Source organism: Bacteroidota bacterium (genome assembly GCA_026391695.1).
GTDB lineage: Bacteria > Bacteroidota > Bacteroidia > Bacteroidales > JAGONC01 > JAPLDP01.
Window position 1 is genome coordinate 1 of record JAPLDP010000052.1, and the last position, 17717, is coordinate 17717.

At 40.7% G+C, this 17717-nt stretch carries 11 protein-coding genes and 1 tRNA gene; 5 read left to right on the top strand and 7 right to left on the bottom strand.

The window, feature by feature from the left end:
* Positions 1 to 921 (bottom strand): hypothetical protein (locus tag NT175_07210; GenBank protein MCX6234498.1); only part of this gene is annotated, 921 nt, incomplete at its 3' end.
* An 11-nt stretch (positions 922 to 932) separates the two neighbouring features.
* On the bottom strand, positions 933 to 5081 hold the full coding sequence (locus NT175_07215) for a T9SS type A sorting domain-containing protein (protein ID MCX6234499.1): 4149 nt from the start codon (positions 5079 to 5081) through the stop codon (positions 933 to 935).
* A gap of 391 nt (positions 5082 to 5472) precedes the next feature.
* Here NT175_07215 and NT175_07220 point away from each other — a divergent pair, with 391 nt between their 5' ends.
* The 3 genes from NT175_07220 (at position 5473) to NT175_07230 (ending at position 9826) form a co-directional block, all read left to right on the top strand.
* Entirely contained in the window at positions 5473 to 5844 is a 372-nt protein-coding gene (locus NT175_07220; protein ID MCX6234500.1) for a GNAT family N-acetyltransferase, read from the top strand.
* 65 nt (positions 5845 to 5909) lie between these two features.
* Entirely contained in the window at positions 5910 to 6488 is a 579-nt protein-coding gene (locus NT175_07225) for an outer membrane beta-barrel protein (GenBank protein ID MCX6234501.1), read from the top strand.
* A gap of 41 nt (positions 6489 to 6529) precedes the next feature.
* Positions 6530 to 9826, top strand: a complete 3297-nt coding sequence (locus NT175_07230) for a glycosyl hydrolase-related protein (GenBank protein ID MCX6234502.1) — start codon at positions 6530 to 6532, stop codon at positions 9824 to 9826.
* 56 nt (positions 9827 to 9882) lie between these two features.
* Here the strand turns inward: NT175_07230 and NT175_07235 are convergent, their stop codons facing one another.
* Both NT175_07235 and NT175_07240 read right to left on the bottom strand, forming a co-directional pair.
* A complete protein-coding gene (locus NT175_07235; protein MCX6234503.1) occupies positions 9883 to 11322 on the bottom strand; it encodes an alpha-L-fucosidase in 1440 nt (479 codons plus the stop codon).
* A gap of 108 nt (positions 11323 to 11430) precedes the next feature.
* Positions 11431 to 12138: a metallophosphoesterase family protein gene (locus NT175_07240; protein ID MCX6234504.1), complete on the bottom strand. Its 708-nt coding sequence runs from the start codon at positions 12136 to 12138 to the stop codon at positions 11431 to 11433.
* Positions 12139 to 12251: 113 nt separating this feature from the next.
* Between NT175_07240 and NT175_07245 the strand changes: the two genes are divergently transcribed.
* Positions 12252 to 12602: a T9SS type A sorting domain-containing protein gene (locus NT175_07245; GenBank protein MCX6234505.1), complete on the top strand. Its 351-nt coding sequence runs from the start codon at positions 12252 to 12254 to the stop codon at positions 12600 to 12602.
* 21 nt (positions 12603 to 12623) lie between these two features.
* Here the strand turns inward: NT175_07245 and NT175_07250 are convergent, their stop codons facing one another.
* The 3 genes from NT175_07250 to NT175_07260 form a co-directional block, all read right to left on the bottom strand.
* Complete coding sequence (locus tag NT175_07250) at positions 12624 to 13865, bottom strand: endonuclease/exonuclease/phosphatase family protein (protein MCX6234506.1); 1242 nt, start codon at positions 13863 to 13865, stop codon at positions 12624 to 12626.
* Positions 13865 to 16144, bottom strand: a complete 2280-nt coding sequence (locus tag NT175_07255) for a TonB-dependent receptor (protein ID MCX6234507.1) — start codon at positions 16142 to 16144, stop codon at positions 13865 to 13867. The genes NT175_07250 and NT175_07255 overlap by 1 nt, the downstream gene beginning before the upstream one ends.
* 75 nt (positions 16145 to 16219) lie before the next feature.
* The gene (locus NT175_07260) at positions 16220 to 16987 is read right to left on the bottom strand and encodes a T9SS type A sorting domain-containing protein (protein MCX6234508.1); all 768 of its coding nucleotides are present in this window, start codon (positions 16985 to 16987) and stop codon (positions 16220 to 16222) included.
* Positions 16988 to 17380: 393 nt separating this feature from the next.
* Between NT175_07260 and NT175_07265 the strand changes: the two genes are divergently transcribed.
* A tRNA-Pro gene (locus tag NT175_07265) sits at positions 17381 to 17455 on the top strand.
* Positions 17456 to 17717: the final 262 nt, after the last annotated feature.

Genomic DNA, 17717 nt, shown 5'->3' on the forward strand with positions numbered 1-17717 from the left:
AATTGGATGAGCGCTACCTCCAACAATGGTATCGCCAAGTAAAAAGTATTGTGATAATAGTTGTCCATTTTCATTTAATTTAAAAATGGATGGAGTTTGAGGTCTCCCAATATCTGAATAGATACCTGCACTATAAAAAATTCCTCTATCTTTTTCAATTGTTTTATAAACCACTCCTGTATGATTTCCCCATATCAAATCCCATATCTGTTCCCCTGTGGTATCGGTCATGAACCAAAAGGGACGAAAACCCGGATAAGTACAGCGTCCTGAAACCAGATAGTGACCCTGGGAGGTCAGCAACAAATGAACTCCCTCCTCATTAGACATCAGGGGATCTTCCCAGGTATAATTCTTTATCCAAATCGGATTCCCTAGTGTATCTATCTTTACCAGGCTTATCCGTTGATTATGAGAGTATCCGGCATAATATTTCAGCATACCTAAATAATTACCATCATCAAGTTGTACGATGCCGGTTCCATAATCATCTTCTGATGCCTGAAGTTCAAGACACCATTCAATCTCTCCACATGGATTCAATTTTATGAACAACGGATCAAAGTGCCATGCCAGATCATATTTACTGGTTGCTCCAGCTAATACTGTCCCCTGGTCTTTTGTCTTTAGTAAAGAAATAAAGAATGTTTGGTAAGAAATATCTCCAAACTTTTTATCCCAGATAACATTTCCATTGATATCCGTCTTTATTAGCCATCCCCACTGATTAACTACCTGTCCTCTGCTTAGATAACCTGCTATCAGATATCCCCGGTCATAATCATTTTCAATGCCTCGAACATAAGAAGAACTATTACTCCCATAAATTTTAGGCCATTCCTGCCCGCTTGAGTAAGAAAAAATTATTAAAATTGACTGTATTAATGTGATTCTTAGTATAATACCTGATACTATTTTCATAATCATAAGTCTTACTTATTCCCCACTTTGGTAATTTTTTTACTCTCAATCAGATTATCCTTTTCATATAAGCTTATCATATAAATCCCATTAGGGAGATTTTTTAATGAAACAGTTAATTGATTTAAATAATCCGGAAGTATCATAGTTTTAATCATCTTTCCGTTGATATCAAACATGAGCAATTTACCATTAATTTCATACTCAGAAGTATTATAATAAACAATCACATAATCCCAGGCAGGATTAGGAAACAATTTCAAATGATCCTCCTTTTCAACAATTACTTCGTGAGGTGTGAAATGATATTCAGGGTAAGATTTTATGTTTGGCGGAAAATAAACTTTTTCAGTATAATTAATGAAGTTGCCTTTTACTAGTAATCCCCGAGCATAACCGTTGATCAATGGATACCCATTGTTCATAATTTCATGCAAGGTATTGACCGATAGTGAATCCAATTGCTGTACACTCCAGGTACTGTCATGTATCATTTTTATGACATTGAAATAATCTTCGAAATCCTGGTGTATAGCAGTTTGGTAAGTGTTTAATTCGTATGTGGCAGGAATCTCATTTAGTACATTCAGCGCTTGTTCTGCCTGTTCATTGTTAAAATAGCAGAAGGCTAACCTGTATTTTGACTGAAGATCTGCTTCATCTTCATACAAAGCTATCAAGCTATCGTAAGGATGAAGTATGGTGGTGTCTGACAGGAATTTCCGTATCAGGTGATTTTTGGCTCTTGCACGCAACTGTTGCCAGTAACCCAGCCGTGATTCAAGAACTTCTTTTGCTCCAAGATAGTCCCGTCCCTGCATAATCTCCGTCATCATGTAATCGGGCATTGGATCAAAACGATTATCCAGAGAGTTAAGCACCTCCTGCGACTTGGCCGATTGTGGATTAGCTGTAAACACATCCCGTATCATAGCATTAGGCAGGACATCCTCTTTGTAAATGGCCTGTTTCATAACGGTATCGGACAGGTAAGGCGATTCATCCAGTAATTGCTGCCTTATCTCCAAAGCTTCATTAGGTAAGCTTGTCATCACATCAAAATTCAGATCTTCAGTGCTGCCTCCGTCTACCAAAGAGTTTAACAAATTCCGGTATTGATTGATCAATCCCTTTGAAAGTGTCATTTCAAGCCGTGGATCATAACCGCTCTTATAATTATTGTTACCCAGACGTGAAGGACATGACGAGTCTTTTCCATATATAAGGCCTTCTTTTTCAATTAGATCTATTTTATTAGAAGTATAATTCTCAGGAGTAGGAGCTACTAAAATTTCTTGAGATAACTGGTGATGAATATATTTAATATTCAGTGCATCATTGAAGTAGTCGTAAAAATATTTTTCATAACCTTCTCCGTCAGAAGCCGGATCATTGTATAGTGTAAAAGTATTTCCTGCCGGGGCATCTATCAGGCTTGTATCGGCACCCTGATATTCCCTTATTCCCATCGGCAGATTACCGTTTGCACGTTCCTCTTCCCAAACGAGCAGGTCGTTTTGATTGCTAACCATATCATTACATTTAAGGCATAAACCGGTAGTATCGCCCCTGTTATTTCCTTCGGCAACAATCGCCCCTTGTAAATGTGAAAATGTATTGTTGTATATCTCATTATCTTCAGTACCGGAGTTTTTCACATATATTCCAATTCGCCAGTAGTCGGAGTGAGGAGTAATGCCACCCAGGTCGTATTTCCCTGTGAACTGATTAGCTTCAATATGATACCCTGAGCAATCTTCCATATAAATTCCACCCCAGAAGGGGTCATTCTGAAGATCAATGTTATGACTTCCCGTCATCATAAATGTATCGGAAATGATGGTAGGCTGCTCAAATCCTGAGAGATAGATGCCTGCAATGTTATTGTCGAAGAAGGTATGATCAGACTTAAATTTCCAGTTGCCACCACTGTTAAATGCTTTTATTCCATACCAGAGATTATCAAAGGAACAGGGAATCAGCTTATAGCAACCCTCGCCGCAAGGCTCATACATCGGATCAGGATATTCATATCCAGGCACCACCCAAACATCAGCATCATTAGCGTAAATACCAATATTTTCTTCAGTTAAAGCGCCTACATTTGCCTCCGATGTTGGAAAAATATATTTAAAAGAACAACCGAAGAATCCAACTCCCTTTACTCCGTTCAGTATAACATGAGCGCCGGGCAATTCAAAATCCAAACAAGCCAGATAATCTGTTTGGAATGTACATTTTGCAAAATAGCTGAAATTATTTACTTCATTTGTCGAATCAAAAGGATGTATGTTTTGATAAGGACGAAATTCAATATCGTTGTTGTTGTTCAAAAACTGTGCATCCCTTGCTATTATTATACCCCCCTCATAACCTTGTACATAATTTCCATCTACTTTTTTACCTGTTATTATTCCAGTGATCGCATTTTGCACCGATCCATTGTTGCTTAGATATACTTTCCCCTGGCAAGAATCATAGAATTGTGATTGATCGGGATTACCCCAAACCTCAACACCCTGCCATTTTTCTATACAGGCCTTGGTTAGTGTACCCCCGTCAATAATCACCTTAGCTCCGGGCATGACGATGAGTTTCGCTTCCGGCGCAAAAAAAACTGTATCCGTTATTGTTAGGGTAACGGACGAATCAATGACTATATCACGGTTAATGCCAATGTTTTCTGTCCATGTCGTATTGGATGTGACGGTATCAGGTAAAGGAATATATGGCAGTAAACACGAACAATAATAGGTCTCAGGATCATAAGGTCCCAGATAAGGATTTGAATCATCACAATCCTCCAATCCTGAACAACCAGATAGACTATCACCTATACCCCAATTAAAATAACCATCATCGTCCCAGTCAAAACACTTGCGTACCGGTGGTGTGATGCTATCAAAAAATATAGGAGTAAATATAAAATTAGGATCTTCAATAATAGTCATTCTGGCATAATAGAAACCATTCTCTCCTTGATTTTCTCCATAACTGTCTTTGTATATCCAGATCATACTCGAATCAACGGGATCGACAATATAACCCATAAGGGCCACAACATGCCTTGTGCCTGGAGAGGGCCTGAAAACTACAGATTGCGGTCCTTTGGTAATTAGTTTCGACATAATTTGTTCAGTATTGGTCATTGGTACTGATCCATGCCCATTGATCCGTACAACGGTATCGGGATTATTACAACTGTCATTTAATATATCACAAGTATCCGTATCACCTGTTTGCATATAAGGAAAACAATATTCCGTCCGTACTCCAGGACTTTGTAAATAATAAAAAACACTGTCGCTATACCCGCCATCGCAACCATGACTGCCAGGTGAATTGCAAATGACATCCTGTTCTGAAAGATTTAAATCAAGATGCTGATTGAAATACAGGTTAATATCAGCTTCAAGTACACTCACCGGAGCAAAAGCAAAACAGGATCCACAGCCGCCTTGACACCGGGCTTTTGTCATCCAGCCCGAACCTGTTGCATCAAAATCATAATAAGGAGAGCCCTCTCTGTTGGCTCCATGACGATTGCGCCAATCGAAATATTTTACCATATTTGTACGACAATAATTTCTTTCTGCCGGCCAGGGTAAACTAAAAATTCCACCCTTATAATAATCATAACCACCAAGATTATACTTATCTCCAAAGATTATTTTCTTGCTGCTATAGTACTCTTTGACAAATGCCATATCGCCTGCTGAATATTCCAGGTTAAACCGGGGAATATTTATATTTATCATCGCAATCTTAAGGGTATCTTTTATTCTTTTGTAACTATATTGCAACGAATCAAGGTTCCCGGTACTGTTTGTTATTACTTGAAGAGTATCAATTGTCAAGGCAGCATCTATGATTTGAATATTAATACTATACGGTTTAAAAAAGTTTAAGTAGCATGTTTCATCACACTGTTGTGTAAACGCATAATTGTATTGTGATGCAATTAATGGATACGACTCAAACACCATATATTCCAAACCTTTGTCATCTGAAAAGATTACTCTGACAAGGCTTGAATCACTTTTCAGAGCAACTGATCCGCTGATCTTTAATCCGGTAATTGTGTCTATTCCTGAAAAAGGATGGATTTCAGCATCCCGGATAAAAGTACTATATGATGATGGATTGTGAATGACATTCAAGGCTGATGAATAATGTTAAAAGCACCATCATTATTACTGCTAATGATTTTATTATTCTTTTCATCGGATTGATTTTTATGAAATAAGTTTGTAAATATTAAGGTCTAAATATAAAGAAAATATTAATATAAAACAACAGTTTTATGATAGTCCCATAAAAATTATCTGATTTTGCACCCTATCCAGAAGCTATTTGGCTGAAATACATAGTGTCCCTCCCTTGCTTATTGGTAAATTTAAAGGTTGAGCACCTTCTTTTTTTTATTTGTAAAATGTTAACCTATTTATTTAAAAAGATCCTTTTTACGTAGACCTTCACGTATTTCCGCTTATATTAAGCAAATCAGGTTAAAACAAGCCATGATGGTGGCAGGTTCGTATCTGGTGCCCCTTGAATGGTGATAAAAAATTAACTAATTTTACAGACAAAACAGGTTATATGGAAATCCAAATACAGCACCATGAGGAAAAGAACAGGGGGATTTTCTTTGTGGGAATAGAAAATGAACGAGTTGCCGAAATGACGTATTTCTACCGGGGTAAAGATAAAATCGTTATCGATCAAACTTCAGTATCCGACAAATTAAGAGGCCAGGGCATAGCCAAAAGATTGCTGGCTGAAGCTGTCGGATTTGCCAGAAATAATAACCTGAAGATTGTACCTGTATGTTCTTTTGTCAGGGACATGTTTCATAAAGTGGATGACTACCGGGATGTTGCGGCTTTAGACAATGATCAGGGATCAATGATCAATGATCAATAATGGAGGATTTGTACTTTTTTGATACTACAAATTGTTTATTTTCTATAAATTCAAAAATTAAGACCATGAAACTAAAACCTTTTTCAATTCAAGCAATCACATTCATTTTCTTTTTAAGTGTTTTGATGGCTCCTTTTTCAAGTACCGGTGGAGACAAAAAAAATGTCGGTATAAGGGCTGGGTATCAGAATGCCGCTATGTACAGTAAGGATTACTCGATGTGGAACCATTCTCTGAATTCATTTTATATAGGCGGCTATAAAGAGGTCAAATTTTTCCCCTTTATGCATTTTGGTGCCGGTCTTGAATATTTCATCAATGGCAATCAGATAGATGCTGATAACAAACTCTTGCTTCATTATCTGAGTGTTCCGCTTGATCTTAAATTCAAGCTGGGGCCATTGTATGCAATGGGAGGATTAAGCGCCAATTTCAAGGTAGGGGAAAAAGTATATGTGCAGGGGATTAAAATGGATCCCCAGGAGGGCAACAAGACCGGTGTATTTGATGCATCCGCATTTTTGGGTGCCGGCGTCAACATTTTCATGATTGGCATAGAAGCGAGGTACCATTTTGGACTAATGGATGTCAATAATGGCTATCACAACAATTACTTACAGATTGGATTGACATTGCACTTCTAAGAGGTTCGTTTTCTGTATGCTTTGCATATAATCTTTAAAAAATGAAGACTTCTCTCAAACAGGGAGTATTCCTCTTGTTCATTATACTAATTGCCTTTCGTGCCCTTTCACAGGATTTACCTTCAAGCTGGCTTGAAGGATATACCGGTGATGTAAAAGGCGAGGTTTTCACCTATCATTCGCCCCACCCTGAAGCTACCACATCCTTATTAGTTCGTAACATCGACAGTACCAGGTACATTGAATGGACCATTGAATCCCTTCCGCATACTTCACCTGGAAAAATTGTCACCTACGTCTGGATGTACGGTATAGATGTGAATGAAAAGAAGTTTGCATACAAGGTTTATCTTGATGATAAATATATCCTGACATTCACCAATCCTCAGGACACACTTCTTAAAACATGGATTGTAAAAGGCAACAACAACATCAGCCTGACTTTCAGGTCGACTTTGGTTGATAAATATGGTGATCTGATGGGCTATGCCTTTATGGAAATCCCTTCAGGTTTAATAAAGACCGACCGGCCCGTAAAGCTCAGGGTCGTTGGTGAAACAGCCGGGGATCGCTCCTGGTACATGACATTCCGTTATAAGCTGCAATCGAAAGCATCCGTCAAACAGGAACCCGCACTTATACGAGGTATTGAAGGGCCTGAATATCTTATCAGGTTTGATATTCATCATTTTGGCACCCCCGCACAGGCAACAATCATAGCTGGTGATAAAAAAATAATAAAGAAGATCCTCATTGGATTAAATCAGGAATATGTGCCTATATCCATTGATTTAGAGAAAATTGAAGCCACAGTAGTTGTAAATGGCGACACAGTTTCAAACCAGTGTGTTCTTTTAGAACCTGTGAAACAAATGAATCTCTATCTCCTGCATCATACTCATACTGATATTGGTTATACGCATGTTCAAACAGAAGTTGAGGAGATGCATCGCAGCTTTATTGAACAAGCCATTGACCTTGCGAGAAAAACCAGGGGTTATCCTGAGGGAGCCCGATTCAAATGGAACACAGAGGTGATGTGGGGAGCAGATTGCTTTCTGGCACATGCCGATACCATTCAACGCAAAGAGTTTATCGAAGCTGTTCATAAAGGCTGGATTGAGCTGGACGGACTTTATGCCAATGAGCTGACAGGTCTATGTAACCAGGAGGAACTGATACGTCTTACCGAAGCCGGCCGGCGTATCGCCAGGATGAGCGGCATTCCTCTTGAGGCAGCCATGATCAGCGACATCCCGGGATATACATGGTCACTCGTCACCACCCTGGCACAAAGCGGGATAAAATATTTTTCTATAGGTCCCAATACCGGTCACCGTATTGGATCATTTCTGGAAACATGGGCCGACAAACCCTTTTACTGGGAATCACCCGATGGAAAAAACAGAATTCTCTGCTGGGTTGCAGGAAAAGGATACTCCTGGTATCATACGGGTCTTGGCTTTACAAAAATCAGAAATAAGCTGAATGAAAAAAACATCTTTGAATATGTCAGTCAGCTTGAAAGTTCAGGATTCCCCTATGATATGTCCATCTTCCGGTACAATATAGGATCGGATAACGGTCCGCCTGATCCATACATTGCGGATGTGGTGAAAGAGTGGAATGAAAGGTACATCTCCCCCCGGATTATCATTTCGACCGTCAGCGAGTCATTCAAAATATTTGAAGACAAGTATGGAGCCCAACTATCGGTTTACAGAGGAGATTGGACTCCTTTTTGGGAGGATGGTGCAGCTTCTTCTGCGCGTGAAACAGCGCTGAACCGCCAGGCTTCAGAGCGTCTTGTGCAGGCTCAGACTTTATGGGCTATGAGGGATCCCCATCATTATCCTTCGGGGATTTTTGCTGAAGCATGGAAAAACATCCTCTTGTTTGATGAACATACGTGGGGTTCATGGAACAGCATAAGTGAACCCGAAAATCCTTTTACCTTGCAGCAATGGGCTATCAAACAGGAATTTGCCAAGAAAGCCGATAGCCTGTCAAAAATTCTGGCACAGGTAATTACTACCGAAGAGGAGTCAGAATATGATCCAGGTGATGCATTTGATATCTTGAACACCTGTTCCTGGTCAAGGTCAGATATTATTTTGCTATCTCCTGAACAAAGCAAGGCCGGCGATATAGCAAAGGATGAATCCGGAATGGTATGGCCTTCGCAGCGTCTGTCGACAAATGAACTGGCAGTGGCGATAGAAAATGTACCTCCCCTGGGTGCCATGAGGCTTTTCATTAGTTCCGGATCGCAGGTAATTTGGGGGAAAACAATGACAAACACAAGACAACTTTCAAACGATAAAATTATTCTGGATATAGATACTAATACTGGTTCCATCTCTTCATTACTTCTTAAAAACAAGGATTACAACCTCGTTGACATAAATGCCGGACAGGGACTGAACCAGTATTTATATATTACAGGGCGCAACCCGGGCAATCCACTTACTGTAAACCGTTCTTCCATTCATATTAATGAAGATGGAGGCCTTGTTAAATCAATTATTACAGAATCAGTAGCTCCGGGATGCAATAAAATCAGCAGCGAAATAATGATTTATGAAGGATCAGACAGAGTCGATATCATCAACACTATTGATAAGAAAAAAATCTTTGACCCGGAAGGAGTTTTTTTTGGTTTTCCTTTCCACATACCTGATGGTCTGGTAACGATCAACCTGTCGATTGGCAACTACTCTCCCGGTGAAGGACAGATACCTGGTTCATGCATGAATTATTACACTGCCGGCAGATGGGTTGATGTTTCAAATGCAGATATGGGTGTTACATTCATCACGACTGACGCTCCGCTCATTGAACTTGGCAGGATTACAACCGATGCCACATCAACAGGATGGATCAGGGAATATCAGCCCACCCAGATGATATTTTCTTATGTAATGAATAATTACTGGGAAACAAATTACCTGGCTTCACAGGAAGGGATTGCCGTTTGCAGATATACACTGATTCCACATCAAAAATTTGATCCCTCACAAGCTGAAAAATGGGCAACAGAACTTTCTCAGCCCTTAGTGATTTTACCAGCCAATAGAGATTTGCCTTTACAAAAGAGTTTATTGGAACTCAGCAATAACAAGGTAATCATCAACTCTATAAAACCAAGTGACGATAACGAAGCGATAATGATCCGATTATATAATACCAGCGAAGAAGAACAGGAGGTTGAAATAATGTGGGGGGCATTGAAACCGCAAAATATTTACATGAGCAATTTTGACGAAGAAAGAAAGGGTTTGACCGGATCAAAATTTAGGTTAAATCCCTATGAGATAATATCCTTGCGCGTTGAATGAATGGCAATATGAATCCAATAATCCCCGCATTGAAATGCGAGGCCAGTTAGAGAATATTATTCATTCACCCTTATTTTGATTACCCATGCATGCATACATGGCGGGTTTTTTTGCAGGGGTTCAGGAATGTAAGCCGTAAAGCCTTTGCCCACCTTCTCCCATTTCAGGGAAATGTTGGAGCCAAGGAGGGTAATTGTGGCATTTTGGACAGGACAGTACGATGTCAATCCGATCATTGATGGAACCTCTATTTCGTCTTCATCAGCCAGATAAATCAGATAAACGGATCCCTCTTTTTTCTGTGTGAGACACACTTTCCCTTCCTTATATGGTTCGAGTGGGCGGGTGCCAAAGATAGCTTCCCCGTTAATGGTCATCCAGTCTCCTACCTCCTTAAGCATTCTATAAGCACCTTCATCCCATGTTCCGTCTGGCCCGGGTGCAATATTCAGGAGGAGGTTACCACCTTTGGCAATAATATCAGTGAGCATGTGAACAACCTGGTGACCCGACAGATATTTGGCATCCTTCACCCATGACCAGCCACCACCAGAAATGATGCATGATTCCCAGGGATAAGGAAGCATTTTATCCGGCACCTGATTTTCAGGGGTTAAATAGTTCTGATTTTTACCTGGCACCGCCCTGTCAACGACGATCAGTCCGGGTTGCTTTTCTCTGGCCTCTTTCACCATTTCGTCCATTTTTATATCCTGACTTTGAATGAAACCTCCTCTGTACCACGGTCTGTTTACCTCTTGGATAATTTCTTCTCTCGTTAAAGTTCTTACCCATCCGCCATCGAGCCAAAGGATTTCTATTTTACCATAATCCGTCAGCAGTTCGGTGATCTGGTTATGGGTAAACTCAACATACTTAGCCCACCGGTCAGGATACTTTTGAATATCATAATTGACATTCCTGTCGGGCGTGGCAAAGTTAGGCCACCAATAATCAGGGCAATGCCAGTCAGGTTTAGAGAAATATGCACCCACCCATAAACCTTCATTTCTAAAGGCATTGAATATCTCTTTTGTAATATTTGCCCGTGGATTTTGATGAAATAGGCATGATGTATCTGTGATTTTATAATCGGTGTATTTTGTATCGAACATGCAAAAACCATCATGATGCTTGGTCGTAAAGATCACATACTTCATACCGGCTTGCTTTGCTGCCAACGCCCATTTTTCAGGGGCAAAACTCACGGGATTGAAGGTGGTTTTCAGATTCTCATACTGATGTTTGTATTCTTCATAATTATCTGTTTTCCGGCGGCACCAGCCTTCATCCTCAGCACAAATAGACCATGACTCCACTATACCCCACTGGCTGTATGGGCCCCAGTGCATCAGAAGACCAAATTTCAGGTCCTGCCACTGGTCAATCTTTTGAAGAACAAGGGGATCAGTTTCAGGTACATATATCTGTGATTGAGGGTAAACATGAAACATGAAGGATGAAAAAATAATGAGTAGAAATGATTTTATTCGCATATGACCTCCGGGGTATTCAGTGGTTTATATAGTGTTTAATTTTCATAGGTCTAATCGGCTTGTCATCCAGAAAAAGATAAAGTGTATTCTGATCTTTTGACCCGGCTCCTATTTGTCCTCCATATTTCTCACCCACATCACTTCCCACTTATCCAAATCAAGTGCGATCAGGTATCCAAGACTGCGATAATGGGTATAAACACATCCCCCGTCAATATTGATATCAACTATCTTTTTGTCTTCGATTGAAGCCTTCACGGTATCCATAGGAAGCGGCGTGTGTCCGTGAATGATCTTTTTATCACCCAGTTTTTTCTTATCTATCACTGACTGTCTAATCCATAACATTATCCAGGGATAATTAAACGGATCATGCAAGGATAAATCCAATCCGGCATGGACAAGGATGACGTCCTCAAGTTCAATATAGAGTTTCAGACCACAAAAAAAATCAAGATAGTTTTCAGGTAACTTCCAGCCGGTTTTTAGTCCCTCAATAATAACATGTTTCAATCCGAAGCTGTCGAGTGTAGAAGCTCCCCCATTTAGCATCCATTCATGAAAATGATTGCCACCTGCCATCGAGTCAATCATCATATCTTCGTGGTTTCCCATAAGAGGGATTACACTGTAACCGTTGTGTTTTAAATTTATGATATAATCAACAACGCCTTTTGAGTCCGGTCCCCGGTCAATATAGTCGCCAAGCAGATAGAGTGTATCAGAGGCATCCAGTTGTATGACCTCCTCAGTCATAAAACGGAAGGTCTTCAGGCAACCATGAATGTCGCTCAGAGCATACCGATGTCCCAGCATTACGGGTTGGTTTTATAGGTTATAAATTTAAGAAAAGTTACTCTTCTAATTCTATTTTTGGGAATTCTTATGTTCTGCTGAGATTCAGGTTGTACACGGATGTTGGCTATCAGATGGACGGTATTTATATCGACGATGTTGAGATAAATGTTGATGGAATCGGGATCAATGAAAATTCTGGAACAACAGCATCCAAGTTGTGTGGAATTTATCCTAATCCCTCTAAAGACCTGACCCATATATCCTTTATCATCGGAAACGATGAGGATGTATTGATTGAAGTCTTTGACATGCTTGGCCAGAAGGTCAGGGTTATAACAGATAAATTTTTGGCAAAAGGATCCCATACGGTCATTTGGGATGGGATGAATGCATCGGGATCCGGCACTCACGAGGGCATATATTTTGTCAGGATGAAGGCCGGGGATAGTTTTTCGGAAAAGAAAGTCGTTATCATTAAGTAACCCGGAATACCATCATTTTCCTTATCGTTTGATATCCATCCATACCATCAAGTGGTCGGAAGCGGCCTTATCTTTTATCAAATAATATAAAGAATCGGAACTTGAAGGCCAAAATACGCCGCTTTTAGAGACTTTAATATCTTTCGATGGAATGATATAATCGATTCTCAGACCCCACCATGAGGTATCATGCCAGGGATTTCCTTTATCTTCGTCATCTTTACCCTCATTTTGTAAAGAATTTTCAAAGCTGCCCAGGCTCGAAGGAACGAACCTGCCGGTAGTGGCCTGTTGGTTCACCTTTGCATGAAGCAATAACTGGTTTATGGCATGATCATAACTATCCCCAGCCACCGGATCAGCATTCATGTCGCCCATGATCACAAAGGAACACCTGTTGTGTAGGCCACCCATGTTGCCCTGATCATCATATAAATATTCAGCTTTATCTCCACCTGAAATATAATCGGCAAATAGCCTTATCTCGTCATGATTACGCCTGCCATTCCTGTCTTCACTACCATCGAAGGCAGGCGGGGTAGGATGAGCAACAAGCAGATGAATGATACCCCCGGGTATTTCAACAGGTATATCAACATGATTTTTAGACGACAGCCTGAAAATATTTTTTTCGGCATCTGAGTAGTAACTTGCTCCGGTGCCAGGGATGACAGGCCAGAGAGCTCCCGGCATGTCTTTCCATAGAAAATGCTGAAACGACCTGACACCCTCCTTATGAATGGGATATTTTGACAGTACCGCAAAAGCATACTGCCCCGGGAAACGGCCAAATCCAAAAGCATCTTCAGCCTCTCCCGTCCTGCCGTCATGATTAAGATCTTCACCACTTGGTAATCCTGTATTGGAAGGAATAACCATGAAATAATCATAATGTATCGGAAGCTGGCCATTTTGTCCTTTGCCAAGATAATTGTCCTGAAATAGCCGTAATGCCAATCCGGGGGAGTCGTAATCAAATTCAAACAGTGCGATGACATCCGGCTGCACGATCTGGACGATTTCGGCGATATTCTTTGCCTGAATATTATCAGGCCCGGTGAGATCGTTGATCAACCTCCCGGACGAATCGCAGTATAGAGACACATTAAATGTCGCAAAACGAATTACATTTCTGGGTTTGGCAAATGGCTTCTTCTCCATCCTGAATGAGATAAAAATAAAAGCACCAATAGCTAATGCAAGGGTAAAAAACCAAAAAAAACCGGCAGACTTCATTCCAATAATTAAAAGTGTTTCTAACATCAGATCTTCAGAACATATTGCAAGGCCATATTCATCGGAGGCTGAATATCGCCAGGTCTCCCCATATATTCCCTGTTAAACAAATTCTTAACAATGAATGCAAATTTAGACGATTTGGTGGCCTGAAATGACCATCTCAGGTCGAAGGTGATGAATCCCTGATCATGCTCCTGCCGGTATTCCTTGAAGCCCGGTAATAATTCCTGTCCAAGGATCTGTTCTTCAAACACCTTATCAATATTAATGATCTTACTGTTATATATTAAACTCAATCCAAATGAGAATTGCCTGTAATCCAGCTCCACATCTCCCTTTGCGGAATGATAAAAACGATACTTTAAGATGTTATTTTCCACCGTGTCAGCATTAAGATCAATAGGATTTGTATAGGTATAACCCAAAAAGAATGAAACAGGGATGCCAAGCAGGCTGCCCTGGCCTGTTAACAGAACATCAATGCCATTGATCCGTGCATTTCCGACATTAAGGGATTTGAATCCGATGTCCTTGAGGGTCGGGTAAGGCATCGAATCAGGTTTGTACACACCGAAAGTAAATTCCATCATATCCTCATATTGAGTCCAAAATCCGGCTATGTCAATATACCCATTCCAGTTGTTCAGCTTGATTCCCTGTTTAACACCTGCCTCAACACTCCAGCCTGTTTCGGATTTCAGGTCAGGATTAGGAAAAATATTGATCGCACCAAGACTTGTGGAGGCATATTTCTCTGCAATAGATGGGAACCTATATCCCTGACCAAATGAAGCCCGGATAAATGTATACTTTGCCACCTGGTAGCTAATACCGGTTCTCACCACAGGATTGGATTGAGCAGATGTATGGTCAAGCTTATAGGCTTCCCATCGCAAACCTCCTGAAACCGACAACTTACCGAATAATTTCCAGTCGAACTGGGTATATAATGCGACATTCGAACTATAATGATCACCATAGAGCTCGGCAATAGTCGCCGAATAGCTGCCTGTGGCACCAATAGTCCAGTTTAAAAGGTTTTTAAACTCTTTATGGTACTGATATTCCCCATAAAACTGATCGGACTGGCTATTTTTATCTTTCGTTGCTTCAGGATGAAGATTTGTCACCCGGTAATATCTGGTTCTCAAACAATGACGGTCACCCTGGAGGCCATAGTAAATGATAAATGGGTCCAGGTTCAATCTCACACCTTTTGTCGGTGTAACCAGATTGGCAGGTTGGCGTAAAGCCCCGGAATCGGCATTCTCCCATAGGAAAAAGTCGGAATTGTCCTGGTACATCATATTCGCGTTGATCCCATACGATAGTCCCTTTATTTTCTTGTCATTATATCTGAAATTGACATTGAGACGGGCTCTTTTAAAATATTCATCCAGACGGTACCCGGCATCACTGAAAGCATTAGCTCCTATCGCCAGATCCATATTTTTAATCTTCCTCAGGTGCGAAATGCTGGCATTAAAAACCATAGGCAGTGATTTCCACCACCATGCAAGTTCATCTCTCCTGGGTTTTAAATATACTCCTGAAGAAATATCAATCTTTGTTGACGGCTCGATGCCAGGCTGGGCTGTGCGGATATTGATCACACCATTTAAAGCAGATGAACCATAAAGACTGGAGGAAGCGCCTTTTAAAATTTCAACCTGTTCAATATTCTCCACAGGCAGGAAGTTCCATTTCACATCCCCGGCATCCGGACTCATGATAGGCAATTCATCAACAAGAAAAAGAACACGGCTGCCTGTTCCATAACTGTATCCGCTACCACCCCTTATGCTGGTTTGGCCATCCATTACATCCACGCCAGGCATCTGATTTATGACCGTCTCCATGTTGGTGGCATTGGTATGCTCGATGTATGTTGGTTTGATGATCTCCATGGATACGGTTATATCTGACAACTTCTGTTCAAATTTACCCGCCGAAACAACGGCGGTTTCCAGTTCAATTATCTCCTGTTCCAGCTGAATATTCAAGGTGATGCGCTCATCTGACTTCAAATAGAGATTTTTTTGCTGGGTTTTATAGCCGATATACTTAAAAAGAAGGGTATGTTTCCCAGGATCAAGTTCAACCTGGTAATCTCCTATTATTCCCGTTGAAATCCCAGCTGTGCTGTCGATGACCACGTTCACTCCAACAAGTGATTCATTAGTTCTGGAATCATTAATTCTCCCGGTAATAATGGCTTTCTGGCCGGATATCGTGCCTGTAAAAAAAATAAACAGAAGAAATGAAATGACCAGTGTACTTTTTATTGGGAATAATTTCATCATATCATCCAGACCGGGGTGGTTTTCTTAAGTGTAACATCCATATGATACCTGGCAAGGAAGCGGGCCGTCAGGTTTCTAGTGGGTTTTGATGAGGATTTTTGTAAGCTTCTTTTCTGCACCGGAAATGGAATAATAATACAATCCCGCGGGAAGACGGCCGCCGTTAAGGTCGATAAAGTTCTCACCCCTTATGGCTGGGAAAACCTGATGATACATGATCTGACCAAGAAGATCATAAATGTCAAATGACAATTCTGCAGGATCAGGAGAATAAAAACTGATGCGTGTACGATCAATAAATGGATTCGGCTTGCAGCCATCGAGATGGAAGGAGTCATCATTCGGCTCATCGATAGCATTTGGATCCCAGATGATCTTAATTGAGAGTGATGTTGAATCGGTTTGTTGAGCTATCCATATAGGTTCCCCCCCGCCAATGCCTTCTGCCCAGATATCCACAATGATCTTCAGGACATAGTTTCCTGCAACAGTGGGCACTCCTGATAAAAGAATACAATAATATGTTCCGACAAGGAAAATATTATCGGGTGAATCGGATTGGTAAGTTATTCCGGGTGGCAGATTTTGAACATCCGTCAGTTTAATATGATGCAGTGGAATAAAAACACCAGGTTGAAATTCCACCTCGGGAGGTGGAAGGATGGTGGCCACAGATTCATAAGCAATACCGGCAATGCCACCCGGCAGGGTCTCGGGGCAGACTTCTCCATTGTTCTCAGGATCAGGACAGGCGATTGAATCCATTGGTGTACACTGAGGGAAGGCCTGCTTAAAAAATACTATCGCTATTATCAGCATCAGGGAAATTTTTACTTTTTTCATCGGAATATTATATTTGTTTGTGCAAATATAATGGTTCGGATCGGATAAAGCAATTCCTCTGAAAAAAGAGAACCTTCTGAAGAAGCCCTGATACACTTGCAGTGATAATTAAAAATTAAAAGGATTAGATAGAAATCAAATGAGATTATTCCTATTTTTGCATACTGTGTATGGGCATGGGACACAATACGGGATGTAGCGCAGCCCGGTTAGCGCGTCCCGACAAGTCGGGAAGGTCGTAAGTTGAAATACCGGATGCAGAAAAAGATATGATCTAATTTATTGTCAATACGGGATGTAGCGCAGCCCGGTTAGCGCGCCACGACAAGTCGGGAAGGTCGTGGATTGAAATACCGGATGCAGAAAAAGATATGATCTAATTTATTATCAATACGGGATGTAGCGCAGTCCGGTTAGCGCGCCACGTTCGGGACGTGGAGGTCGTGAGTTCGAATCTCACCATCCCGACTGTTTGAAAAAAGCGATTCATTTTGGATCGCTTTTTTGATTTTATGGATCAATAATAGATAAAGACTGAAATTTTATGGAATATTTCGACGATATCCTTTATAGTAAACGTTTATAAAGAATCACTACTGACCGACTAAATTAATACAAAAGAGGGTACTCCCAACGGGTTTCCCCTCAATGTTGTAGTTTTGTTTTGCGAACCAAAAACTGCAACATGGGTAAAGATACAGAAATAAAATTAGTCGGACAGCCGATTTTT